Raw genomic sequence first — 24,579 nt, 5'->3', positions numbered from 1 at the left:
GCCTGAGCATGAAAAGCACCATTAAACTTGCCGCGCTGGCTCCGGCGCTGCTGCTGGGCGGCTGCCTCAGCTTCGGCGGCGAAGCGCCCGACAGCCTGTTGACGCTGACGCCCACCGCTATGGTTCCGGCCGGGGCAGGCGCGCCCATGTCGCAAAGCAACGCCATCGCGCTGGTCGAATTCGGATCGACCAAGGCGATCGACGTTACCCGCGTTCCGGTCCAGGTGACCGACACCGAACTGGCCTATCTGCAGGATGCCGTCTGGGTCGATCGGCCCGCGCGCCTGTTCGGTCAGCTGGTTGCCGAAACCATCCGTTCGCGTACCGGCCGCATGGTCGTCGATGGCGACGATCCCGGCGTCGGCGCGATCGACAGGCTGCACGGCACGCTGCGCAGCTTCGGCTATGACGCGCGCAGCAGGGATGTGGTGGTCGTGTTCGATGCGGTCCGCAACGGCGCTTCGTCCAATGTGACGACGCGGCGGTTCGAATCGCGCGTTCCCGTTGCAGCGCCGGAAACGGCCTTCGTCGGTCCGGCGCTCAATCAGGCGGCCAACGATGTCGCCGGGCAGATCGCCGACTGGGTCGGCCAGGGCGCCTAACGCGTCGCGGCCAGCGTCGTAAAAGCCTGCGCGGCCGAGAAATCGTCGGCCCGGCGTTTGCGGACGGCTTCCGCCTCCTCGTCCCGGCCCCATCTGTCGGCCTGCCATTCTTCCTCGAGGTTGGCGTCCCGCCACAAACTCATGGGATCGTTGACGGCTTCCTCGCTCGCCAGCAGCGCAATGCACAGCGACGCGGCAAGCGAGGCCATGGCCGTCACGCCTGCCAGCGCGAAATCGTCCAGCGTTTCCAGATGATGGCGCAGCGCCGCCAGCGTTTCTTCCGCCTGCGGGCGATGGACGATTCCGCTCACGCGCTGGAACCGCATGCCGAACCGGTCTTCCAGATGTTCGACCAGCGGCTCCCACCGGTCCTGCTGATGGCGATACAGCGCATCTTCGGGATCGGCGCGGTAACACAGCGTGTCGGTCTCGGCATAACCGATCAGCTTGTCGATCGCCGCGTCCCGGTCCGCCCGGACGATGTCGATCGCGAAATCCGCGTGGTCGCGAAACAGGAACAGCCCGGGGTCGATCTTGTCGCCCTGATCCTGCCATTCGCTCGCCAGCGCATCCGCCAGAACGCGGCTCGGCACGATCTGCGGCTGCTTGCTGCCCTGCGTCCGGATGGCCCGGCCATCCAGCGAAACCTGCCAGCCATCAGCTACTTCGTCGACGGAAACGTCCTTGTAGAACCGCTTCACTTGCGGCTGCTCCACCGCTTGGCGAGCGTGGTCGGCACGATGAAAACGCCCACCAGCCCCAGCGCCATGAACAGGTAACCGAGCATTTCAGGGAACGGCAGGACTTCGCCCAGGATCAGGGCCCCGACCACGCCCAGCAACAGGCCGGACAGGCGCATGGCCTGAATCGCAAGGAACCGGGTTTTGGCGGGGTCATGCTGGTCCACGGATCATCTCTCCTAATTGCGCTGCCGTATCGGCCACTGCGCTGGCCCCGGTGTCGAGCAGTTCCTGCGCTTCGTGATAGCCCCACGAAACGCCGATCGCGCGCACGCCCGCGGCCACTGCCATTTCCATGTCGAAACTCGTATCGCCGATCATCACGGCCTCGCCCGGCGCCACTCCCGCTTCGACCAGGGCGGCTTCCAGCATCGCCGGGTGGGGCTTGGATGGATGGCGGTCGGCCGTCTGCAATGAAATGAAGCGATGGCGAATGCCATGCGTGTCGAGGCATGAATGCAGGCCGCGATCGCTCTTGCCCGTCGCCACGGCCAGCAGCCAGTCTTCGGCCGCCAGTTCCTCGATCAGTTCGGCAATTCCGGCAAAAAGCGGCTCGCGCAGTCCGCCCGACTGGCGCAGGTCGCGAAAGCCGGTCTTGTATGCTTCCACCACCGCATGGCGCTGTTCGTCGCTGACATTCGGCGCCAGTTCGCGCAGCGCATAGGGCAGGCTCAGCCCGACCATCCGGCGCACATGGTGCCGGTCGGGTGCGGCCAGTCCATTGCTGGTAAAGGCCAGTTCCATCGTCTCGCAGATTGCGGCCTGGCCATCCACCAGCGTCCCGTCGCAATCGAACACCACCAGCCTGCTCATACGGCAGTCCCGCCAATGGCTGCGGCCAGCGCTTCGTTACCATTCCCGGCAAGACCGGCGACGATCGTCTCGCGCTCTGCCGGGGTGCGCTTCTGCGATAGTTTGAAGGTCGGGCGCCATTCGCGCACCTCCATTTCGAAACCGACGATGGCCTTGAACAACCCGTTCCACATCGGTTCGCTCGCCTCCCCGGCGCTCCAGCGTTCGCCTTCGATACGGCGTTCGTGCATGTCGATCAGATCGTAAAGCAGCGTGTCGAGTTCGTCATCCGCGATGCGCCGCACCGGGCCTTCCATCTCAATCGCGACATAATCCCAGGTCGGCACTGTATCGCGGTTGTCGTACCATCTCGGCGAAACATACCCGTCTGGCCCGTTGACCACGGCGAGGGCGGTTGCTCCCTCCAGCGAACGCGTCAGGTCATTGCCGCGGGCAAGGTGAAACTGCAGCCGGTTCTCGTCGCGCATGATGAAGGGGGTATGGGCAACCCGCGGCCCTTCGGGTGTGGTCAGAAACACCATGCCGAACGCCGCCCGGCCGATCCATTCGCGCATCAGCGCCTGATCCTCGCTTCTGAAAAGCGGGTTGGGATGCATCAGCGCTTGCCCTTGGGCTTCGGCTTGCCGCTGGCTGCACCACGTGCGCGCCGCGGCGAACGCTGCGACTTGCGGAAGTTTTTCGCGTGCTGGCGCGCCTGCTGCTTCTTTTCCTCGCGGCTCTTGGGCGGCGGATCGTCGCGCATGGGGGTGGCGTCGCTGGCGTTCACATCGAAACCCAGCTGTTCGAGCGATGCGGCGAAATGTTCGGGCAGTTCGGCCGTGACGTCCAGCTTGCCGCCATCGGGACTGTCGATGATCAGGCGCCGCGCATGCAGGTGCATCTTGCGGCTGATGGTCCCGGTAAGGAACGCATCCTTGCCGCCGTATTTCCCGTCGCCCACGATCGGATGGCCCATGGCCGCGCAATGGACGCGCAGCTGGTGGGTTCGCCCGGTCATCGGCTGCAGTTCCAGCCAGGCCGCTTTCTTGCCCGCGCTGTCGACCACGCGATATTTGGTCTTCGCAGCCTGCCCATCTTCGTGGTCGACATGCATCTTCTCGCCGCCCGAACCGGGCTGCTTGGCCAGCGGGGCCTCGATCACACCTTCGCGGATATCGGGCACGCCGATCACCAGCGCCCAATAGACCTTCTTGGCAGAACGGCCCGAAAACCGCTTGGAAAAGAACGATGCGCTGCCCGGTGTGCGCGCCACCAGCAGCACGCCGCTGGTGTCCTTGTCCAGCCGGTGGACCAGCCGCGGGCGCACCTCGTCCTCACCCGGCGCATAGGCATCCAGCAGGCCATCGACGTGGTTGAACGTGTTGGTTCCGCCCTGCGTGGCAAGGCCCGGCGGCTTGTTCAGCACCAGCGCGCCCTTGGTCTTGGTGATGACCATGCCTTCGGCCTGCTCGATTTCGGCAGGCTTCAGCTCGCGCTTGGTCTTTTCCTTCTTGTGCGGCGCATCGCCGCCCGGGGGCACGCGGATCTGCTGGCCCTGTTCCAGCCGGTCGTCGGGCTTCACCCGCTTGCCGTCGACGCGCACCTGCCCGGTGCGGGCCCATTTGCTGACCGTGCCGAAGCCGACCTGCGGCAGGTGGCGCTTGAACCAGCGGTCCACCCGGATGCCATCGTCATCGGCCTCGACCGTGAAACTGCGCACTTCGTCGGAAGTCTTCATCCTGCCATCCTCATTACACCAAGGCCTACCATCAGTCCGGTGATGCCAAGCGCGATCGACAGGAAGGCGTAAAGCAGGGCGAACAGGTACTGACCGCGTTCGATCAGCAGCACCATTTCAAGGCTGAAGGCGCTGAAAGTCGTGAAGCCGCCCAGCAGGCCCACGCCCAGCAGCAGGCGCAGCTGTTCGCTCCCGCCCGATCCGTGACGCGCCAGCCATCCGGCCAGCAGGCCCATGAACAGGCTGCCCGCGGCATTGGCGGCAAGCGTAGCGAACGGGAAAACGCTGATGATCGGGGCGCCCAGCCAGCTGGTCATGGCACGGCCAAGCTGCCAGCGGAGCACCGCACCGACCCCGCCGCCCAGAAAGACGTGCAGCGCTGCGACGAAGGGAGAAAAGGAGGACATCGCCGGTGCCCTTAGCCGCCATTTGCGCGTTCGTCATCCCGATGCGCGCGCCCGCATCTGCGATTGCTACAAAGACTTGCCATTTACGGAGCGAATCCGTATGTGCGCACCCGTTCGAGCCGATCCGGAACGGATTCGGCGCGTATTTCGTTCTATTGGCGAAACCGTTTCAAGGAGGCAAAACCCGCTGCGCGGGCTCTGGCCCGCAAGTTGAGGTATTGAAGTTTATGCAGATCATGGTTCGCGATAACAATGTCGACCAAGCTCTCCGTGCGCTCAAGAAGAAGCTGCAGCGTGAAGGCGTATATCGCGAAATGAAGCTGCGCCGCCACTACGAAAAGCCCAGCGAAAAGCGCGCCCGCGAAAAGGCTGCCGCCGTTCGCCGCGCCCGCAAGATGGAACGTAAGCGCATGGAACGCGACGGCATCAAGTAAGTCGCTATTGCGGCTGCCACGAAGCTAAGCCATGAGGGCGCGGAGAAATCCGCGCCCTTTGCGTATCAGGACACTTTTTCATGACCGAGATTACCCGCGTTCCCCTCCAGCCCATCAAGAAAGGCTCGCTGACCAAGCTCTGGCTCGGCGTCGCGGTGGCCGTTTTGCTGGGTGCAGGCCTTGCCTGGGCCGCCATTCCCAAGGGGCTGGATGTCGAAACGGTAACCGCTGGCACGGGCGATTCGCCGAAAATGGGCGACGTGGTGTTCGTGAAGTATGTCGGCAAGCTCGCCGACGGGACAGAATTCGATCGCTCGCAGCCGCTGCCGATCCCGCCCGGCCTGTTTCCGGAAGGTAATCCGCTGCTGCTCGAAGAAGGGGCGATCATCGATGGCTTCATCGAAGGGCTGACGCAGATGCAGAAGGGCGGCAGCTACGTCCTCACCATTCCGGCGGAACAGGCCTATGGCGCCGAACCGCCTCCCGGTTCGCCGATCCCGCCCAATGCCGATCTGACCTTCGATGTCGAAGTCGTCGATTTCATGAGCCGGGACGATTTCCAGGCGCGTGCCAATGCGCTCCAGCAGATGATGGGCCAGCAGCAGCAGGGCCAGCCGGGCGAACCCGGCCAGCCGGTGCCGCCGCCCGCCGAATAGCCGATACGGGGAGGTCGCATGAGCCAGCCCAGCGATCCGCATACGTCCTCCCTCCATTCCGACTGGCCGCTTCGCCCGTGGGGCCTTGCCGCCCTCCTGGGGCTGGCGGGCCTCGGCGTGTATTTCCTTGCCGAATGGAATGCGGATGTGTGGGCGCCGTGGCGTGCCGCGCTGACCGCTGCTTTGGCTTTCGGGTCGCTCGCTCTCGCTTTCACCGTCGATCGCGGCCGCTGGAAACAGCCGCTCGCCTTTGCCGCCATCGTGGCGCTGATCATGGGCGGGATCGCCTGGCGCGTCGCGCTGGCCAGCGAAACCCATGTCGATGCGCCGTTCTGGTTCGCTGCCGGGATCGTTGCCATCGCGCTTGCGCTGCCGCTGTTCCAGGCCGGTTTTCATCGCCGGCGCTGGCGCACCTCCTACGATGAAACGCATTTCCACGTCTGGACCGATGCCATTTGCGTGGCAGGGGCTCTCGCCTTCGTCGGGCTTTCGTGGCTGCTGCTGTTTCTCCTCGCTCAGCTCTTTGCTGCCATCAAGATCGATGTCCTGAAGACGCTCGTCGATCAGGGCTGGTTCGGCTGGATGTTTTCGGGCGCTGCATTCGGCGCCGCGCTCGGCGTTCTGCGCAATCAGCTCAGGATCATCGGCACGCTGCAATCGGTCGTGATGCTGGTCTTCTCGATCATCGCCGTGCCGCTGGCGGTCGCACTCGTCATATTCCTGCTGGCCGTCGTGGCCAGCGGCATTTCGGTGCTGTGGAATGCGACCGAAAGCCCCACGCCGCTTCTGCTCTCATTCGCCGCGGCCTGCTTCGTGCTGGTCAATGCCGTGGTCCGCAATGGCGATGCCGAAGCGAGCGGTAACCGCGTGCTGCGCTGGGCGGCGCTGGTCCTCGCGCTGGCGATCCTTCCGCTGGCGCTGCTCGCTGCGATCTCGACCGGCACGCGTATCTCCGAATACGGCCTCAGCCCGGAACGGCTGTGGGGTGTCATCGCGGTGGCGGTGGCGGTGGCTTACGGTGTCGCCTATTTCATCGCTCCGATCCGCGGCCGGATGGCGGGGGCCCTGGCTGGCTGGATGGACGGCGTGCGAACCGCCAATATGCACCTTGCGGTCGGCACCTGCGTGCTCGCCTTCATCCTTGCCCTGCCGCTGTTCGATTTCGGGGCGATCTCCACGCGCAACCAGCTCGCCCGGCTCGAATCGGGGGCGGTCGCCGTGGACGACTTCGATTTCGCTGCCTTGCGCTGGGATTTCGGTGACGCTGGCCGACAGGCGCTGGCTCGCCTTGCCAAACGCAGCGGGCAGGTGGGGGAACTGGCGCAGGCCGCTGCCGCTCGCCAGACCCGCTCTTACGGGCGGGCCGATCCAGACCCCGAACTTCGCATGACTTTCGACGATCCAGCGCTTGAGTCGCGCCTCCAAGCGTATGTTCGGGACCATTCATACAGTTGTTTTGACATGTGTATCGGTGTCGATTTGGGCGAAATCGGCGGAATGCGGCAGGTCGCCCTGCTCCAAGGCTCCACCTATACCCGCCTCATCGTGCCCGCTTCCGGTCCCCTCACCGAAGCGCCGCCTCCCGCGCCGACGCCCCCGATTTCCGCCGATTCCGCGGTGGAAGTGCGCCCGGTCGAGCGCCGCTACATCGTCGTTGACGGCCAGCCTTTCGGCCCGCCGCTGGACTGATGCGCGATGCCGCTTGAAGCAGGCCCCCCGCACCGCTAACGCGCGCGGTATGTCAGTTACACGCGAAGAAGTGGCCAAGATCGCCTCGCTCGCCCGCATCAAGATGGGCGAGGATGAACTCGAACGCATGGTGCCCGAACTCAACGGGATCCTTGCCTGGGTCGAACAGCTGGGCGAGGTCGATTGCTCCGGCGTCGAACCGATGACCGCGGTCATCCCCAATACGTTGCGCCTGCGCGACGATGTGGTCGATGCCGATCCGAAGACCGCAGGCGGGCGCCGCGACGATGTGCTCGCCAACGCCCCTGCTGCGGAACACGGCTTCTTCGGCGTGCCCAAGGTGATCGAATAATGAGCGATATTATCGACTTAGGCGTCAAGGACATCCGCGACGGGGTGGTCAAGGGCGACTTCACCGCGCGCGAAGTGGCAGATGCTTTCAATACCGCCGTCGCTGCCGCGAGCGAACTCAACGCATTCATCGTGACGACGCCCGACCACGCCACGGCGGCCGCCGACGCGGTCGATGCGCGGCGCGAAAAGGGCGAAGATCTCGGCAAGATGGGCGGCGTGCCGATCGGCATGAAGGACCTGTTCGCCACCAAGGGCGTACAGACCACCGCGGCAAGCCACATCCTCGAAGGCTTCACCCCGCAATATGAAAGCACTGTGTCGCAGAACCTCTGGGATGCGGGCGCGGGCATGCTGGGCAAGCTCAATCTCGACCAGTTCGCCATGGGTAGCTCGAACGAGACCTCCTATTTCGGCAATGTCTCGTCTCCTTGGAAGAAAGACGGCACCAATGCCGCGATGAGCCCGGGCGGGTCGTCCGGCGGATCGTCCAGCGCCGTCTCCGCTCGCATCGCACCGGCGGCGACTGGCACTGACACCGGCGGATCCATCCGACAGCCTGCTGCATTTACCGGCATCTGCGGCATCAAGCCGACCTATGGCCGATGCAGCCGCTGGGGCGTCGTGGCCTTCGCCAGCAGCCTCGACCAGGCCGGCCCCATGGCGCGCAGCGTCGAAGATTGCGCAATCATGCTCGAGGCAATGGCCGGTTTCGATCCCAAGGATTCGACTAGCCTGCAAATGGATGTGCCAGGCTGGGAGGCGGGCCTCGATGCCGACCTGAAGGGCAAGAAGATCGGTATTCCCAAGGAATACCGCATGGATGGCACCGACGAAGAAATCCTGAAGAGCTGGGAGCAGGGCAAGGAATGGCTGCGCGATGCGGGTGCCGAGATCGTCGATATCTCTTTGCCGCACACCAAATATGCGCTGCCTGCCTATTACATCGTCGCACCCGCCGAAGCGTCGAGCAATCTGGCTCGCTATGACGGCGTCCGTTATGGACTGCGCGATCTCCCCGACGGGGCGGGGTTGCAGGATATGTACGCCGCCACCCGCGCCGCCGGTTTCGGAGATGAGGTCAAGCGCCGCATCCTGATCGGCACCTATGTGCTGAGCGCCGGCTTCTACGATGCCTATTACACGCAGGCGCAGAAGATCCGTACGCTCATCAGCCAGGATTTCTCCGCAGCGTTCGGCGAATGCGACGCGATCCTTGCACCGACCACGCCGACGGCCAGTTTTCCGCTGGGCGAAAACCAGGACGATCCGCTGGCGATGTACCTGAACGATGTGTTCGCGGTCCCGGCCAGTCTCGCCGGTCTGCCCGCGATGAGCGTTCCGGCCATGCTGAACGCCGACGGTCTTCCGCTTGGCCTGCAGATCGTTGGCAAGCCCTTCGACGAACAGGGTGTGCTGAATGCCGGGCTGGCGATTCAGCAGCGCGCCGGGTTCGAGGCAAAGCCGGAGAAGTGGTGGTGAACGAGGCGATCTTCACACTCGTAGCCGCCGTGGCGGTTCTCGGCGTGATGGCGGTGCCCGCAATCCTTTCGAGGCGCATCAGCCACGGCGAGGCACGTTTCAAGAGCGACAATGGAAAGTCGAAAGACGATGACTGATTATCGTATTCAGGGCGCAACGGGCGAATGGGAAGTCGTGATCGGCCTGGAAGTCCACGCGCAGGTCACGTCCAACGCCAAGCTGTTCAGCGGTGCCAGCACGGCTTTCGGTGCCGAGCCCAACTCGCAGGTCAGCCTCGTCGATGCTGCGATGCCCGGCATGCTTCCGGTTCCCAACCGCGAATGCATCCGCCAGGCCGTGCGTACCGGCATGGCAATCGAGGCGCAGATCAACAAATACAGCCGGTTCGATCGCAAGAACTACTTTTATGCCGATCTTCCGCAAGGCTATCAGATCAGCCAGCTCTACCATCCGATCGTGGGTGAAGGGCAGCTGCTGATCGATGCAGATGAAAAGGCCGGCATCCCGGAAGACAAGGTCATCGGGATCGAGCGCATCCATGTCGAGCAGGACGCCGGCAAGCTGATGCACGATCAGCACCCCACCATGTCCTATGTCGATCTCAACCGCAGCGGCGTGGCCTTGATGGAGATCGTGTCCAAGCCCGACATGCGCAGCCCGGCCGAAGCTGGCGCCTACGTGCGCAAGCTGCGTTCGATCCTGCGCTATGTCGGCTCATGCGATGGCAATATGGAAGAAGGTTCGATGCGCGCCGACGTGAACGTCAGCGTGCGCAAGCCGGGCGAGGAATTCGGCACGCGGACCGAAACGAAGAACGTCAATTCGGTGCGCTTCGTCATGCAGGTCATCGAATACGAGGCGAACCGACAGGTGGATGTGCTGGAGAACGGCGGTACGGTCGACCAGGAGACGCGCCTGTTCGACGTGGCGAGCGGCACCACGCGGACCATGCGCAGCAAGGAAGATGCGCATGACTACCGCTACTTCCCCGATCCGGACCTGCTCCCGCTGGAGCTGGAAGACGGCTTCCTCGACGAATGCCGTGCGAGCCTGCCCGAACTGCCCGATGCCAAGCGCAAGAGGTATGAGAATGAGCTCGGTCTGACGCCGTACAACGCGCGCGAACTGACGGCGGAGGTTGAGACTTTCGCCCGGTTCGAGACCTTGCTGGCCGCAGCAGCAACGAAGATCGGCAAAAGCGAGGCGCAGGTCGCAACGCAGGTGGCGAATTGGGCACTCTCGGTTGCGCCGGGGGTGATGAAATCGCTCGGTGACGAAGCCGATCCAGCCAATGCAACCGCACAGGCGCAGGCCGGCATCCTCGCCATGCAGGACAAGGGCGAGATATCGGGTGGCCAGGCCAAGGAAATCTACGAAATCGTCCTTAAGACTGGCCGCGATCCGGAAGAGATCGCCGATGCCGAAGGCCTCAAGCAGGTCAGCGATACCGGTGCGATCGAAGCCGCGATCGACAAGATCATCGCAGACAACGAGGACAAGGTCGCCGAATATCGCGGCGGCAAGGACAAGCTCTTCGGTTTCTTCGTCGGTCAGACCATGAAGGCGATGCAGGGCAAGGCCAATCCTGCGGTGGTCAACCAGATCCTGAAAGACAAGCTGGGCTGACGCGAACGTCGAAGCGCGTCATGGGCGCTGTTTCAGGACGTTTGCGGACAGTCCGGATTGTCCGCGACTTCCCAGATGCGGTCCGATCGTCCGTCGCGTTCCCGCGCATAGCGAGCAAGTTGAACCAGTTGTTCCTGAGTATCCGGACGGTCGTTGTCGCAGACTACGGCAAGGACCCGGCTTTCCAGCGCTAGGTCCGGACTGGGCTCGACGGCTGAAGGGCCGTCGCTGCCGTCGTCCGCGAGCGAGCAACCGGCCAGTCCGGCGACGAGCAGAAAGCATATGGCTGTGTGTTTACCCAGCATGTTGCGGAAGGTGCGCGCCTGTTTTGTTCATTTCAAGGCAGCCACATTCGTCTGATCCCTTCCCAGAAGCCGCTCGTCCTGCTTGCACCGTTCTGCGGCTAAACTTTGTGTGTGGTCAAAGCCATGGCCTCGCTTGAACGGTGCAGCCAAGCGGACTAGCGATATCGGCGGGACGCGCGTTCGGCGCGCTGGAAGGGATCGTACCTATCATGTCAAAATCTGTTTTTGCTGCGGCGCTGCTCGCCGGCGCGGCCACATCCACTCTGTCGCTGGCAGCGCCGCTCGCTGCCAAGGAAGGGATGTTCACGCCCGGACAACTGCCCGAGATCGCAGACGATCTGCGCAAAACCGGCCTGGAAGTATCGCCCGAAGCCTTGTCGGACCTGACGGGCTTTCCGATGGGCGCCATTGTCCAGTTGCAGGGTTGTTCGGCAAGCTTCGTTTCGGACGAGGGGCTGGTGGTTACCAATCACCACTGCGCCCGTGGATCGGTTCAGTACAATTCAACGGCTGAAAACAATTATCTCGAAAACGGCTTCCTCGCCAAGGCGAAGAGCGAAGAATTGCCCGCCGCACCCGGATCGCGTGTGTATGTCACCACCGATATCAGCGATGTGACGGCGCGCGTCCGCGAAGGCATCGACGCCCTTTCGCCAAATGAGCGTTACGATACCGTCGATCAGCGGGTGAAGGATATCACCGCGGAATGCGAACAGGACGCTGGATATCGTTGCCTGGTCGCCAGTTTCTATGGCGGCGAGGAATACACGCTGATCAAGCGGCTCGAGGTGAAGGACGTACGGCTGGTTTACGCGCCGGCCGATTCTATCGGCAAATATGGCGGCGATATCGATAACTGGATGTGGCCGCGTCACACTGGCGATTTTTCATTCTATCGCGCGTATGTCGCGCCGGATGGGACCTCTGCCGAATATTCGGAAGACAATGTCCCGTACCGTCCCAAGCATCATCTCAAGGTGAGTGCTGCCGGTCTCGATGACGGCGATTTCGTTATGGCTGCAGGCTATCCGGGATCGACCAATCGCTACACGCGGCTCGGCGAAGTGAAGAACACGTTCGAGTGGACCTATCCGACATTCGTCACACTGCTGAACAACTGGATCGACACGATCGAGGAAGCCGCGCCCGAAGGTTCGGACGCGCGCGTGAAGTATGAATCGCGCCTCGCCGGTCTCAACAACTACGAAAAGAACCTGCGCGGCCAGATCGACGGCGCGCGCCGGGTCAATCTCGTCGGGCTGCGCGCAGAACGCGAAGCTGAGCTCGATGCCTGGATTGCTGCCGATCCTTCGCGCAGCGGCTATGGCGAAGCGATCGCGGCCCTCGATGAACTGTCGGAAGAAAGCGCCACGGCGGCCCGCACCAATTTCTGGTATGGTAATGTGACCAACCCACAGTTGCTCGGCACCGCGCAGCGTCTCTATCGCCTTGCGAAGGAAAAGGAGAAGCCCGATGCCAAGCGCGAGAGCGGGTATCAGGAACGCGACATGGCGTTCTTCCGGCAGGGATTGCAGGCGCTTGACCGGCGGTACGATGCTTCGGTCGACAAGGCTGAATGGCTCCTGTTCCTGAACGGTTATCTGGCTCAGCCTGCGGCCGAACGTGTTGCCGTCTTCGATCAGGCGACAGGTCTGGCAGGCGTGACCGGTGCCGCGCAGGCCGAGCCGATCGTCGATCGGTATTACGCCAACACCACGCTGGGCGATACTGAAACGCGCCTCGCGCTGATGGATGCAAGTGTAGCCGATCTGGAAGCGAGCAAAGACCCGTTCATGCAGCTCGCGGTCGCTCTTTACGACTACGGGATCGATCTGGAACAGCAGAGCGAGGAACGGGCAGGGCGCGCGCTGGTGCTGCGTCCGGCCTATATGCAGGCAATCACGCAATGGCAGCGCTCTCAAGGCATCGCCACCTACCCTGATGCCAACAGCACGCTCCGCGTCACATATGGCAAGGTTCTTGGCGGTAGTCCGCGTGATGGCATGGCCTACCTGCCGTTCACCACGCTGGAAGGCATACTCGAAAAGGACACGGGCGAAGACCCGTTCAATGCGCCGGCCAAGCAACTGACCGAAATCCGTGCGGGCGATTATGGCGACTATGCGCTCGACAGTATCGGATCGGTGCCGGTCAACTTCCTGTCGGACCTCGACAGCACCGGCGGCAACAGCGGCTCCGCAACACTCAACTCACGTGCCGAACTCGTAGGCCTGTTGTTCGACGGGACCTTCGAAAGCGTCAATTCGGACTGGTATTTCGATCCGCGCACCACGCGCACGATCCATGTCGATACCCGTTACATGCTGTGGGTGATGGACAAGGTCGATGGTGCACAGGCACTGATCGAAGAAATGGACGTAGTGCGTTAACGCATTGAGAAGTATGAGGGAACGAACGGATGGGACTTCACGGTCTCGTTCGTTCGTCTCGCGATTACACACATGATTTGCACCGGGGGGAGCAATATGAAGTTCTGGACAGTCTTGATACCGTGCGCGCTGGCAATGTCGGCGCCGCTTTGCGCTGAAACGCTTACCAATGCCGATGTCCTCACTCTGCTCGATGCGGGGCTGGGGGACGAAGCCGTCATCGCCAAGATCGAAACCGATCAAGGCAGTTACGCCACCGATACGGCGACCTTGCTGGAATTGAGAACCAAGGGAGTGTCCAGCGCCGTGATCGCGGCGATGGTCAAGAAGACATCCGTCGCACCGGCCATGTCGGACAGCGCAGCCGATCCGCTGGCTCCACATTTTCCCGGCGTCTATCTGTACGACGACTGGTCGGCTGAGCCGCGGATGTGGAAGATCGACCCGACATCTTCCACACAGACAAAAACGGGCGGCATTTTCGGATATGCGCTGACGGGCGGAATCGCGAGCGCGAGCGTGAAGGCGGTCATTCCGGGGGAGGAAGCACGATTTGTTTCTCCCAAATCCAACCCGGTATTTTATGTCTATCTCGGCAATGCCAACGGCGAGGGGAGCGGAACGTTTTCGACGGGGTTCGGCGCATCGGTCCAGTCGCCGAACGAGTTCTCGCTCGTGGAACTGGAGCAGAAGAAAGGCCGCCGCGAAGCGCGTATCGGCAGTATGAACATCGCCGGTGCCAAGGCGGGCGTGATGGACAAGGACCAGATCCCTTTCACCTACGAGCAGGTGGCGCAGGGAGTGTACAAACTGACGCCGGAGACTGCGCTGGAGAAGGGCCAGTATGGCTTCATCTTCGCTGTTGGCGGAGGGGCCGGCCCCGGCCTCGCCGGTAGTGCGGGTACAGCCGGCGCGCGCGTTTTCGCCTTCGGCGTGGGCGAGTAGGTTACGCCGAAGGACCCGGTTCGCGGCAGGTACAATAAAAGGCGCCGGGAAATCCTCCCGGCGCCTTTGCCATTTATCGGTTTGCGCTCAGCCCTGGCGCTGGCCGGTCAGCGGCATGTCGCCGAAGGCGCCTGCATTTACCGTGCCAGTCAGCTGGTCGCCGTTCACGTTGGCGGTGCAGTTGAGGGTCATCGGCATGGGGACGGTCATGTCCATCGCCCAGGTAAGCGTGTCGCCATCGATCTTGCCGTCCTTGACGTCCATGGAGCCCATGCCGCCAGCCATCGATCCGGTAAAGGTGTTCCCGTCGTCGCCGGGGACTACGGTGAAGGTGCCCTTCTGTTCGCCCATCGGGCTCTTGACGACGGTGTCATAAGTACCTGCTACGGACATGAAAATTCCTCTCTTCGGTTAGCAATCTGGAGTGGCCGCTAGATCGCCCTTGCTGACATCAATGTCAACAAGGGCGATCTCGATAGCAGTCACTGACCCATCTGTACGACTTCGACATCGAGGCCGAGCTTTTCGAGCTGCGGCTCCACGACAGTTGCATCGCCGACGACGACCCAGACAAACCGGTCGGCATCGATTGCGGCGCGCACCGCTTCGTCCAGACTGCTGCGGGTCTGCGAGCGATACCGGTCTGCGAGCAATTCGTAGTAATTGTCCGGGCGGCCATACATGGCGTTGTTCTGCATGGCTCCGAGCACGGCGCCGGAGGTTTCGAACTGGCCAGGCAATTCGCCGATTTCTGCAGTGACGATCCGGTCCAGCTCCGCTTCGCTGACGCCGCGGGTGTCGAGGAATTCCCCGGTCTCGCGGATCAGCTCGGCCAGCGCATCGCCGGTACGATCGGCCTGGACTGGAGCCGCAATGTTGTAAGCGACGGCCTTCTCGCGTGTCTGCGGAAAGCCGCTTACGCCATAGCTCCACCCCTTTGTCTCGCGCAGGTTCATGTTGAGGCGTGCGAGGAAATTGCCACCCAGCGCATTATTCCCATTGAGGAAATCGACGTAGGTTTCATCACGCGCATCCACCGGCGTCCGCTGTCCACCGAGAATAAAGCTCTGCGGCGAGTTCGGTCGATTGACCAGAACGATACGAGCTTTTTCCGGCACGGCGGCCATGTCGCCGAAACTCTTGGTTCCCTTTGCTACTGTAGGGGCCTGCCAGTCGCCGAACACCTTGTTCAGCGCGGCAGTGATTTCACCGATCGGGCGATCCGAAACGACGAAGATCTGACCATTGTCGGGGCGGATCCAGCGATCCTTGAAGCCGGTGATGTCGTCACGGGTCAAGGCAGTGACCGAAGCCACTGTGCCACTGTCGGCACCGCCGTAGGGGCTGTCTTCCCCGTAAATGATCGGAGCGAGCGTCCGCGCCGCGATCGACTGCGGCGTGCGCAATTCCTGCTCGATACCGGTGATCTGCTGTGCACGCACGCGCTCGATTTCAGCAGGTGCGAATGCAGGGTTGCGTACGATGTCAGACATCAACTCAAGCGACGGCGTGAGATTGGCCGACAGTGTCGACAGGGTGAAGCTGGACCGGTCGAAACCGCCGCCAACGGAGATCGATGCGCCGAGCCGTTCGCTGGCTTCGGCGATTTCCTGCGAGTCCATCGTCGTGGTGCCTTCGTCGAACAGGCCGAGAGCCAGCGCTTCTAGACCGCGTTTGTCCACCGGGTCGGAAGCGGTGCCGGCGTCGAACGACATCGTTATATACGTCGCGGGGACCGCGTCCCGCATAGCGTAATGAAGCTCCATCCCATTTGCGAGCCTGGTATGCTGGACGTCGGGGAAATCGAGCGTAGCGGTCGTCGCGATGGGCGGCTTTGGCCGTTCCTTCGTTACCGTGATCTCGCTCGCCCCTGGGGCTTCGTCAGTGGCCGCGGTGGCAGAGGCAACCGATGCCGCTTCTTCATACTCGCCTTCGCGCTCGCCCGGTTCGAGAACCAGCGTCAGGGCCGGCCGGGTCATCCAGCGCTGCATTGCGGACTGAACTTCGCGAGGCGTCAGCGTGGCAAGGATTTCGAGCTGGCGGGCGTAGAAATCCGGATCGGCGGCTAGCACTTCCCCTGAGGCGAGCGTCACAGCCTTGCCGCCGAAGCCGCCTACCTGCTCAAGCCCACGGATCGTCTGGGAGACGGTCGACGTGGCTGCGCGGCGCACCTCGTCCTCTGTCGGGCCCTCGGCAATGAACTGTGCAACGAGTTCATTGAGCCGGGCTTCGACCACGGCGGGGTCGACACCAGGCCGCGCGGTTGCGCCCACGTTCAACACGCCGACGCGCTGCCACGAATAATTGCCGGCTGAAACGCCGACGGCTAACTGCTCGTCACGGACGAGGGTCTTGTCGAGACGGCTGGAAGACAGGCCACCGAGGATCTGCGTTCCTACCGTCAGTGCGGTAAGCTCACGGTCGGTAATCCCGGGAGCGCTCCAGTATTTCGAAATATTGGTGGCTGCGACCTGATCCTTCATCACCGTGCGCACATCCTGCGCCAGTTCGGGGACGTTCGCCTGAGCAGGATCGTTGACCGGTCCGCGGGAAATCGGGCCAAAATACTTTTCCACCAGCGTACGGGCTTCGGCGGCAGTTACGTCGCCGGCAAGCACTACCGTCGCATTGTTCGGACCGTAATTGTCGCGGAACCAGTTCTGGACGTCGGCCATGCTGGCCTGATCGAGGTCGGCCATAGAACCGATCGGCGTATGATCATAAGGGTGCGGAGCAGGGAACAGCGTCTTCACGATTTCATAGAAGACCAGACCGCCTGGCTGATTGTCGCCCTGCCGTTTTTCGTTCTGGACAACGCCGCGCTGGTTATCGAGTTTTTCCTGCGTGATCGCGCCCAGCAGATAACCCATGCGGTCGCTTTCCAGCCAAAGAGCGCGTTCAAGCGCCGGCTTGGGAACGGTCTGGAAATAATTCGTACGGTCGAAATTGGTCGTGCCGTTGTAATCCGTCGCACCCATTTCCTGCAGATACTGGAAGTAGTCTTCCGGTGCGTTTTCGGATCCGTTGAACATGAGGTGTTCGAACAAATGGGCGAAACCGGTCTGGCCCTTCGGTTCGTCCTTGGAGCCGACATTGTACCACACGGCCAGCGCGACGATGGGCGCCTTTTTATCGGTATGCACAATGACATCGAGGCCATTGTCCAAGGTGAATTTTTCATAGGGAATCTGGACTTCGTCGATCAGCGTTGCGAGCGCTGCGGGCTCGTCCAGAGTGCCAGCTTCGGCAACGGGCGCTGATGCATTGGCCATGGACTGGCCATTCGGCGTTGTCGTGCATGCTGCCAGAACGAGCGAGGCGACGCCCGCAGCAAGTACCGATTTCATTTTCATGTAAAACCCCCTTCGATCAAGTCGTTCGATTCGACTCGATATAACAGACAGATGGCAGGCTAACCCGTCATCGAGAATGCGTCACGACCTTTCGGGACGCGGAATTGGCAAGCACGTCTTCACGCCAGAAATGGACCGGCTTCAGGCGGTGCTGGACGAATAACGTCGCTTGGTCGGTGTAATGCGGCGACGCAGGCCGCGTCGTGGCCGCGCCGAATGGCTGGATGGAGCGTGAGGAAACCCGCTGGCCGGGAAGCCATTCCACCCACTGGATGAAACTGTCGCCATGTCGAACCGACAGACGGCCATCGTCGTCGACATCCCATAGGGTCGAGGCACGCAGCGTATCCGACCCACCATCCAGCGGCAGATCCACATCGCCCTGGCGCAGACGCAGCAATTCGCTCATCGGCGGATCGATGCGGCCGAAATGGTCCTTGAGATGAGCGACCTGTTTCGCCAGCTCTTCGCGGACATCGGGCCAGGGCTTGTTCTGATAGCTGGAAGCCATGAACTCACGGATCATCAGCAGTGCCAGCGCATCGGCTTCGCCGACGTTGTTGGCGGTAAAATCCCAGTTCATCAGCATGTCGCGCGCGCGCGCAAACTCGGCGTCATCCGAAAGATCAAGTGCAGCCAGATCGTCCCACAGACGCGCGACGTAGCCTTCGCGTTCGTAGGCGGTATCGTATTTGATCTTCTCCAGCGTCGCCCGGTCGAGCAACTCTGCCTCGCTCATGAGCTTCCACGCCCTGCGGGAACGGTTGGTCTGCTTGAGTTCGACGCCGAGTTCGGGGGCAAAATCGTCAGGCGACAGATCGCTGCCTTCCCCTGCGGCCGTGTAGGGCGCATTGTTCGCATTATAGAGCCAGCCGCTCGCCGGGTTCACATATTTGGGTAGTGACTGATAGGGCACCGGGCCAGACCAGATCGCGCGCGGATCGTCGCCCGGCAGGATCTTGCGCCAGTCGTAACCCTTCGCACGGTCGGGCAGGGCAGCATTGTAAATGAAGGCGATGTTGCCTTCCTTATCGCCATAGATGAAATTAGTGGACGGAATGTCCATCCGCGCAAGAATGGCCTGGAATTCGTCCAGATCGGTTGCCTTGTTAAGGCGATAATAGGCGTCGAGTTGCCCCAGATTTCCCATCCCGCCATAGCGGACGGCGAAATAGCCATTGTCGTTCTTGATCACCGGGCCGTGAACACTTCGATAGATCGTGCGACGGATCGGCAGTGTGATGGGCCCCAGTTTTACCGGCAGGGTCACAGTCTGCTTTTCCAGATCGCGCCACTGGTCACCGATGCGGTACTGTGTCCCGTCATCGTTCATGACCAGCCTGTAGATGTCCACCATGTCAGGCGTGTTGACCGTATTGGTCCAGCCTAGATGTTCATTGTGGCCCAGGAAAGGGAAGGGGCTACCCGGGAAGTTGGCACCGGCATAATGCCAGCCCTCGTCGCTTTCGACCACCAGTTCGTACCAGGCGACGCCGCCGCGCCATGGCTGGTGGCTATTCGATACCAGAATGGTCGGCCCGCCTGATTTTTCGGGCATTACGGCAAAGGCATTCGATCCGGCCAGCGCCCCGTCCTCGCCCCATGGCAGGGGGCGCGCTTTCGTCTGCCTTGGCGGCGCAACTTCATCGTCTCGGATGACTTCGACGGCATCCGTCGCCGGCGTGGCTTCACGGCTGCTGGGCGGGATCGCAGGGCCATGCTCGGGGCGCAGTTCCTTGCCGTCTACCAAAGGCCCGATGACGTCCCCAAGGCCGAAGAAGAACGGTTGGCGGAGCGCGAAACCCGCGGCCACGTCGACACCGTCGACGGGAAACAGATTGCCGAGCTTGACCTCGTCCGGATGTTGAAGAGCATAATCGTTCAGGCCCGTCGCATAGGCATCGAACAGCGCGCGCGTGTCTTCGGGCAGCCGCGGGTAATTTTTCTCCGCCGTGCCGCGCGCATCGAGCAGGTGATACGCATAATCGAATGCCGCACCGTCCTGCCCGGCGATCGCGCTGTATCGCCCACGGCTCATCGCAACCACATCCTGAAGGGTGAAGAAATCGTCCTCCGAATGGGCGATGGCGACGCCATAGGCGACATCGGCATCGGTCTTGCCGTAGATGTGCGGTACGCCGAATTCGTCACGACTTATTTCAGCAGTGTAATCCCGATCGGGCAGGACGATGTCGTCGCGTTTCGCCCAGAAGGGCTCCCACGTGGCCAGCACGATGAATGTTGCCAGCACAAGCACCAGCAGCGCAAAGCCGATGCGCCCCAACCATTTCTTCATGAAATCCCGTCCTCTCTTGCAACGGGGTTAGCGGCACCGGGCCGAACTCGCAATGCGATTGGGCAAAACCCTTCGGCAGCTGTTTCCCGATCCGGATTCGGCTGTCTAACCCGCCAGCAGTGACAGCGCAGATCACCATCGGCCACGAATCTTCCGGCAAACCGGTCGAGTTCGACATCGAGGAACTCCTCGCAACCCGTTTGCTCGTGCAAGGCAATTCGGGAAGCGGCAAATCACACCTGCTGCGTCGCCTGCTCGAAGAGAGCGCCGGCATGGTGCAGCAGGTTGTCATCGATCCCGAAGGCGACTTTCCCTCGCTCGCGGACAAGTTCGGCCATGTAGTCATCGACGGCGCGGCCTATTCGCCGCCCGAAATCGAAGCGCTTGCCCGTCGTATCCGTGAACATCGTGCCAGCGTGGTGCTCGATCTCGATGGCTTGGAAGTGGAACAGCAGATCCGCTGCGCCGCACAGTTTCTCACTGCTCTGTTCGATGCCCCGCGCGAACATTGGTATCCCGCCCTGGTCGTGGTGGACGAGGCGCAGATGTTCGCCCCTGCGGCGGCGGGCGAGATGGCTGAGGATACGCGCCGCATGACGCTGTCGGCGATGACCAATCTCATGTGCCGCGGCCGCAAGCGCGGACTGGCCGGGGTAGTCGCGACCCAGCGACTGGCGAAGCTCGCCAAAAACGTTGCTGCCGAAGCTTCGAACTTTCTGATGGGGCGAACCTTTCTCGACATCGACATGATCCGTGCAGCCGACCTGCTCGGGATGGAGCGTCGGCAGGCGGAGCGTATTCGTGAACTGCAGCGTGGCCATTTCCTCGCGCTCGGGCCTGCCATCACCAGGGTCCCGCAGGCGGTGAAGATTGGCCCGGTGAAAACCGGTCATACAGTTCGCAGCGAAGGCCTGATGGCGCTGCCTGACACGGCGCCCGAGGATATGGCGGCGCTGCTCACCACCGATCTCGCGAGCGAGGTGGCCAAGGCGCCCCCGCCGCCCGCGCCGCCACCCGCGCCGCGGATCGACGAAATGGAAGACAGCATCGCTCATGCAGAAGAACGGCAGGTCGCCGCACCGGAACCGATCGATACGTCTGCCGTTGCGACACGGATCGCGGAGATTATCGCAGAGCTTGCCGGGGAAGAGGGCATCGCATTCCAGTCTGCCAGCGCACAGTACCAGACGTTTCTCACCCGGTGCCGCCGTGAACGCCTGATTGGGCCCATGCCCGACATGCGCGGTTTCCGCCGCCGGTTCGCAGTTGCCGGGGCGGGGCTCGGCGAACTGGAAGAATCCGTGCAGGCGAGGATCATGCAACTCGCCGGGACCGTCGAAGAGGATTTGCTCGGGCCCTTCCTGGTCATCGCCAAGGCTGCGCATGCCGGTGAAACGCAGGTTGACGAACATGCGCTTGCACGGGCCTATGGCACCAGTTCGCCCGGCCGCATCCGGCGCCTGCTCGATCACCTCGAACGGCAGGGGCTGGTCGTAGTGCGCGAAGATTTTGGCGGCGACCGGACGATCATGGTGCCGGGACTGGAACCGCTCACCCAGGGTTGATGACCCTCACGGTGCTGCATAAGTCCGCGCGATGGACTATGCAGACTTTACGCACTTCGCAGCGCTCGACATTCGCGCCGGCACGGTAACGCGTGCCGAGCCCTTCCCGGAAGCCCGCCGCCCCGCTATCAAACTGTGGGTCGATCTGGGGCCCGACATCGGCGAGCGTAAAAGCTCGGCACAGATCACCGAACACTACGCCCCTGAAAGTCTCGTCGGGCAACGGGTCATGGCAGTGGTCAATTTCGCCCCGCGCCAGATCGGGCCTTTCATGTCGGAGATACTCGTGCTCGGCTTCCCGGACGCAAACGGCGCGATCCTCCTCGCACGGCCTGAAGCCAACGTAGCCAACGGTGCTCGTCTGGCTTGATTGCGTACAAAACTGTAAAGCTACACGCGCCGGTCAACCGTTCGCCGACGTTTAACTTCGGAGATGGGATGACACTGACGAACGGCGCGATCTCAGCCCGGTCGTTTTACACCGCGACCGTCAAAAGAGGACTTCGTCGAAAATAACGACCTCGAACTATTGTGTTGTATATACGTCACACCATATCGCGTTGGTAATCACACGGGGATATCCATGAATCTCGAAAAGTTCACCGACCGGGCGAAAGGCTTTCTGCAGGCTGCGCAGACGGTTGCCATCCGCATGAACCACCAGCGCATCTCGCCTTCGCATCTGCTGAAGGCGTTGCTGGACGATAGCGAGGGCATGGCTGCCCAGTTGATTCAGCGTGCCGGGGGCAATCCCGGTGTGGCGATTACCGAGGTCGATAACGCTCTGGCCAAGGTGCCGGCCGTCTCGGGCGGCGGGGCGCAGCAGACGCCCGGGCTCGATAACGATGCGGTTCGTGCACTCGATCAGGCCGAACAACTGGCTGAAAAGGCGGGCGACAGTTTCGTCCCGGTCCAGCGGGTTCTCCAAGCGCTGACGATGGCCGATAACGATGCGGGCAGAGCGCTGAAATCTGCTGGGATCGATGTCAAATCACTGGAAGCGGCGATCCAGGACGTGACCAAGGGGCGAGCCGCTCACAGCGCGGGCGCGGAGGAAAGTTACGACGCCATGAAGAAGTATGCGCGCGACCTCACGCAGGCGGCGCGCGACGGCAAGCTCGACCCGGTGATCGGCCGAGACGAGGAAATTCGCCGGACGGTCCAGATCCTCGCCCGCCGTACCAAGAACAACCCCGCTCTTATCGGCGAACCTGGAACGGGCAAGACTGCGATTGCCGAAGGCCTTGCCCTGCGTATCGCCAATGGCGACGTGCCCGACAGCCTTAAAGGCCGAACATTGATGGCGCTCGACCTGGGTGCATTGATTGCGGGCGCAAAATATCGCGGCGAATTCGAAGAGCGGCTGAAGTCGGTACTCGACGAGGTCAAAGGCGCCGAAGGGCAGATCATCCTGTTCATCGATGAAATGCACACGCTGATCGGGGCTGGCGCATCGGAAGGCAGCATGGATGCCGGCAACCTGCTCAAGCCTGCGCTTTCGCGGGGCGAATTGCATTGCATCGGTGCGACCACGCTCGACGAATACCAAAAGTATGTCGAGAAGGATCCCGCGCTCCAGCGTCGGTTCCAGCCGGTTTATATCGATGAGCCGAGCGTTGAAGACACGATCAGCATATTGCGCGGGATCAAGGACAAATACGAACTGCACCACGGCGTGCGCATTACCGACGGCGCAATCGTGGCAGCGGCGCAATTATCAAACCGCTATATCCAGAACCGCTTCCTGCCCGACAAGGCGATCGATCTGATGGATGAGGCTGCCAGCCGCATCCGCATGGAGGTCGAAAGCAAGCCCGAAGAAATCGAGGGGCTCGACCGCCGGATCATCCAACTGCGGATCGAAGAGCAGGCGTTGCAGAAGGAAACCGACGACGCTTCGAAGGACCGTCTCGAAAATCTGCGCAAGGAACTGTCCGAACTCGAACAGCAGTCGAGCGAACTGACGACACGTTGGCAGAACGAACGCGACAAGATCCATGCCGAAGCCCGGATCAAGGAAGACCTCGACCAGGCGCGTATCGAACTCGAACAGGCACAACGCGGCGGCGATCTGCAGAAAGCCGGCGAGCTGCAATACGGCAGGATTCCGGAACTGGAGAAGAAGCTCGCCGAAGCGTCCGGGCAGACCGACAACGCTCTGCTCAAGGAGGAGGTGACTGAAGACGATATCGCTGGCGTGGTCTCGCGCTGGACGGGTATCCCTGTCGATCGGATGATGGAAGGCGAGCGCGAGAAGCTGCTCGACATGGAGAACATCCTATCGCAGCGGGTCATCGGGCAGTCCCAGGCGATCGACGCCGTATCGAAGGCCGTACGCCGCGCTCGGGCGGGCTTGCAGGACCCCGGGCGCCCGCTGGGCAGCTTCCTGTTTCTCGGCCCGACCGGCGTTGGCAAGACTGAGCTCACAAAGGCATTGGCGGGCTTCCTGTTCGACGACGACAGCGCCATGGTGCGCATCGACATGAGCGAATTCATGGAGAAGCATGCGGTCGCCCGTCTGATTGGCGCGCCTCCAGGCTACGTCGGCTATGAGGAAGGCGGCGTCCTGACCGAAGCCGTCCGTCGGCGACCGTACCAGGTGGTCCTGTTCGACGAAGTCGAAAAGGCGCACTCAGACGTGTTCAATGTGCTGCTGCAGGTTCTCGACGATGGACGTCTGACCGATGGGCAGGGCAGGGTGGTCGACTTTTCCAACACGCTCATCATCCTGACCAGCAATCTGGGCAGCCAGTACCTGGCGAATATGGATGACAATCAGAAAGTTGCGGATGTCGAACCGCAGGTGATGGATGTCGTACGCGGCCATTTCCGGCCCGAGTTTCTCAACCGGCTGGACGAGATCATCCTGTTCCATCGCTTGGCGCAAGAACACATGGCGCCAATCGTAGATATCCAGGTCGAGCGCGTGCAGAAGCTGCTCAGGGATCGCAAGGTCACGCTCGAGCTGAGCGATGCGGCAAAGAAATGGCTCGGCCGTGTCGGCTATGATCCTGTTTACGGCGCCCGCCCGCTAAAGCGCGCCGTGCAGCGTTACGTTCAGGACCCGCTGGCCGACATGATCCTTTCGGGCAAGGTGCCGGACGGGTCGACCGTGCAGATTGACGAAGGGGATGGGGAACTGGAGATGGTGGTCGTCTAACGCTTCATCGTTTTCGAACGACACACAAAAGGGCCCCGGTTTCCCGGG

At 62.2% G+C, this 24,579-nt stretch carries 23 protein-coding genes; 13 read left to right on the top strand and 10 right to left on the bottom strand.

What is annotated here, in order from left to right; all coding sequences use genetic code 11:
* Positions 1-8 precede the first annotated feature (8 nt).
* On the top strand, positions 9-602 hold the full coding sequence (locus K3177_RS08455) for an ABC-type transport auxiliary lipoprotein family protein (protein WP_221597885.1): 594 nt from the start codon (positions 9-11) through the stop codon (positions 600-602).
* Here the strand turns inward: K3177_RS08455 and K3177_RS08450 are convergent.
* Genes K3177_RS08450 through crcB form a run of 6 tightly spaced genes read right to left on the bottom strand, consistent with a single transcriptional unit; the run spans position 599 to position 4,279 of the window.
* Complete coding sequence (locus K3177_RS08450) at positions 599-1,318, bottom strand: ATP12 family chaperone protein (protein WP_345725377.1); 720 nt, start codon at positions 1,316-1,318, stop codon at positions 599-601. The two genes, K3177_RS08455 and K3177_RS08450, sit on opposite strands and share 4 nt — an antisense overlap.
* Entirely contained in the window at positions 1,300-1,509 is a 210-nt protein-coding gene (locus K3177_RS08445) for a hypothetical protein (protein WP_103022523.1), read from the bottom strand. The genes K3177_RS08450 and K3177_RS08445 overlap by 19 nt, the downstream gene beginning before the upstream one ends.
* Positions 1,496-2,155 carry an HAD-IA family hydrolase gene (locus tag K3177_RS08440; RefSeq protein WP_221597884.1) on the bottom strand — a complete coding sequence of 220 codons (660 nt, stop codon included), beginning with the start codon at positions 2,153-2,155 and terminating at the stop codon, positions 1,496-1,498. Before K3177_RS08440 ends, K3177_RS08445 begins: the two co-directional genes overlap by 14 nt.
* Positions 2,152-2,751 (bottom strand): FMN-binding negative transcriptional regulator, encoded by a 600-nt coding sequence (locus K3177_RS08435; protein ID WP_221597883.1) that lies wholly within the window; start codon positions 2,749-2,751, stop codon positions 2,152-2,154. Before K3177_RS08435 ends, K3177_RS08440 begins: the two co-directional genes overlap by 4 nt.
* Positions 2,751-3,872: an RluA family pseudouridine synthase gene (locus K3177_RS08430; RefSeq protein ID WP_103022526.1), complete on the bottom strand. Its 1,122-nt coding sequence runs from the start codon at positions 3,870-3,872 to the stop codon at positions 2,751-2,753. The genes K3177_RS08435 and K3177_RS08430 overlap by 1 nt, the downstream gene beginning before the upstream one ends.
* On the bottom strand, positions 3,869-4,279 hold the full coding sequence (gene crcB, locus K3177_RS08425; RefSeq protein WP_103022527.1) for a fluoride efflux transporter CrcB: 411 nt from the start codon (positions 4,277-4,279) through the stop codon (positions 3,869-3,871). The genes K3177_RS08430 and crcB overlap by 4 nt, the downstream gene beginning before the upstream one ends.
* A 227-nt stretch (positions 4,280-4,506) precedes the next feature.
* Between crcB and rpsU the strand changes: the two genes are divergently transcribed.
* From rpsU to gatB, 7 genes are all read left to right on the top strand, one after another.
* Entirely contained in the window at positions 4,507-4,713 is a 207-nt protein-coding gene (gene rpsU / locus K3177_RS08420) for a 30S ribosomal protein S21 (RefSeq protein WP_011413239.1), read from the top strand.
* An 80-nt stretch (positions 4,714-4,793) separates the two neighbouring features.
* Positions 4,794-5,369, top strand: coding sequence for an FKBP-type peptidyl-prolyl cis-trans isomerase (locus K3177_RS08415; protein WP_103022528.1), 576 nt, complete (start codon positions 4,794-4,796; stop codon positions 5,367-5,369).
* A gap of 18 nt (positions 5,370-5,387) precedes the next feature.
* Positions 5,388-7,058 carry a DUF4153 domain-containing protein gene (locus K3177_RS08410; RefSeq protein ID WP_221597882.1) on the top strand — a complete coding sequence of 557 codons (1,671 nt, stop codon included), beginning with the start codon at positions 5,388-5,390 and terminating at the stop codon, positions 7,056-7,058.
* 49 nt (positions 7,059-7,107) lie between these two features.
* Positions 7,108-7,410: an Asp-tRNA(Asn)/Glu-tRNA(Gln) amidotransferase subunit GatC gene (gatC, locus tag K3177_RS08405; protein ID WP_196846737.1), complete on the top strand. Its 303-nt coding sequence runs from the start codon at positions 7,108-7,110 to the stop codon at positions 7,408-7,410.
* Entirely contained in the window at positions 7,410-8,891 is a 1,482-nt protein-coding gene (gene gatA, locus K3177_RS08400; protein ID WP_221597881.1) for an Asp-tRNA(Asn)/Glu-tRNA(Gln) amidotransferase subunit GatA, read from the top strand. Before gatC ends, gatA begins: the two co-directional genes overlap by 1 nt.
* Positions 8,888-9,028 (top strand): hypothetical protein, encoded by a 141-nt coding sequence (locus K3177_RS08395; RefSeq protein WP_158246564.1) that lies wholly within the window; start codon positions 8,888-8,890, stop codon positions 9,026-9,028. The genes gatA and K3177_RS08395 overlap by 4 nt, the downstream gene beginning before the upstream one ends.
* Positions 9,021-10,517 (top strand): Asp-tRNA(Asn)/Glu-tRNA(Gln) amidotransferase subunit GatB, encoded by a 1,497-nt coding sequence (gene gatB / locus K3177_RS08390; protein ID WP_221597880.1) that lies wholly within the window; start codon positions 9,021-9,023, stop codon positions 10,515-10,517. Before K3177_RS08395 ends, gatB begins: the two co-directional genes overlap by 8 nt.
* Positions 10,518-10,549: 32 nt before the next feature.
* Here gatB and K3177_RS08385 read toward each other — a convergent pair whose 3' ends face one another.
* On the bottom strand, positions 10,550-10,822 hold the full coding sequence (locus K3177_RS08385) for a hypothetical protein (RefSeq protein ID WP_196846733.1): 273 nt from the start codon (positions 10,820-10,822) through the stop codon (positions 10,550-10,552).
* Positions 10,823-11,031: 209 nt separating this feature from the next.
* On the opposite strand from K3177_RS08385, the gene K3177_RS08380 reads away from it, so the two are divergent.
* Both K3177_RS08380 and K3177_RS08375 read left to right on the top strand, forming a co-directional pair.
* On the top strand, positions 11,032-13,212 hold the full coding sequence (locus K3177_RS08380) for a S46 family peptidase (RefSeq protein ID WP_221597879.1): 2,181 nt from the start codon (positions 11,032-11,034) through the stop codon (positions 13,210-13,212).
* 96 nt (positions 13,213-13,308) lie between these two features.
* Positions 13,309-14,157, top strand: a complete 849-nt coding sequence (locus K3177_RS08375; RefSeq protein ID WP_221597878.1) for a hypothetical protein — start codon at positions 13,309-13,311, stop codon at positions 14,155-14,157.
* Between the two features lie 87 nt (positions 14,158-14,244).
* Here the strand turns inward: K3177_RS08375 and K3177_RS08370 are convergent, their stop codons facing one another.
* The 3 genes from K3177_RS08370 to K3177_RS08360 all read right to left on the bottom strand — a co-directional run bounded on the left by K3177_RS08370 (position 14,245) and on the right by K3177_RS08360 (position 19,806).
* Complete coding sequence (locus tag K3177_RS08370) at positions 14,245-14,550, bottom strand: hypothetical protein (protein WP_103022534.1); 306 nt, start codon at positions 14,548-14,550, stop codon at positions 14,245-14,247.
* A gap of 89 nt (positions 14,551-14,639) precedes the next feature.
* On the bottom strand, positions 14,640-17,504 hold the full coding sequence (locus tag K3177_RS08365; protein ID WP_420493670.1) for a M16 family metallopeptidase: 2,865 nt from the start codon (positions 17,502-17,504) through the stop codon (positions 14,640-14,642).
* A 73-nt stretch (positions 17,505-17,577) separates the two neighbouring features.
* Complete coding sequence (locus K3177_RS08360) at positions 17,578-19,806, bottom strand: acylase (RefSeq protein WP_221597876.1); 2,229 nt, start codon at positions 19,804-19,806, stop codon at positions 17,578-17,580.
* A gap of 119 nt (positions 19,807-19,925) precedes the next feature.
* Between K3177_RS08360 and K3177_RS08355 the strand changes: the two genes are divergently transcribed.
* From K3177_RS08355 to clpB, 3 genes are all read left to right on the top strand, one after another.
* Positions 19,926-21,371: an ATP-binding protein gene (locus K3177_RS08355; RefSeq protein ID WP_221597875.1), complete on the top strand. Its 1,446-nt coding sequence runs from the start codon at positions 19,926-19,928 to the stop codon at positions 21,369-21,371.
* 31 nt (positions 21,372-21,402) lie between these two features.
* Positions 21,403-21,741 carry a tRNA-binding protein gene (locus tag K3177_RS08350; RefSeq protein ID WP_221597874.1) on the top strand — a complete coding sequence of 113 codons (339 nt, stop codon included), beginning with the start codon at positions 21,403-21,405 and terminating at the stop codon, positions 21,739-21,741.
* A 213-nt stretch (positions 21,742-21,954) separates the two neighbouring features.
* On the top strand, positions 21,955-24,531 hold the full coding sequence (gene clpB, locus K3177_RS08345; protein WP_221597873.1) for an ATP-dependent chaperone ClpB: 2,577 nt from the start codon (positions 21,955-21,957) through the stop codon (positions 24,529-24,531).
* The last annotated feature ends 48 nt before the right edge of the window (positions 24,532-24,579 follow it).

This window comes from Qipengyuania pacifica (assembly GCF_019711555.1).
Classification (GTDB): domain Bacteria; phylum Pseudomonadota; class Alphaproteobacteria; order Sphingomonadales; family Sphingomonadaceae; genus Qipengyuania; species Qipengyuania pacifica.
The sequence above is the reverse complement of the archived record's forward strand: the minus strand, read 5'-3'. Positions and strand labels throughout refer to the sequence as shown.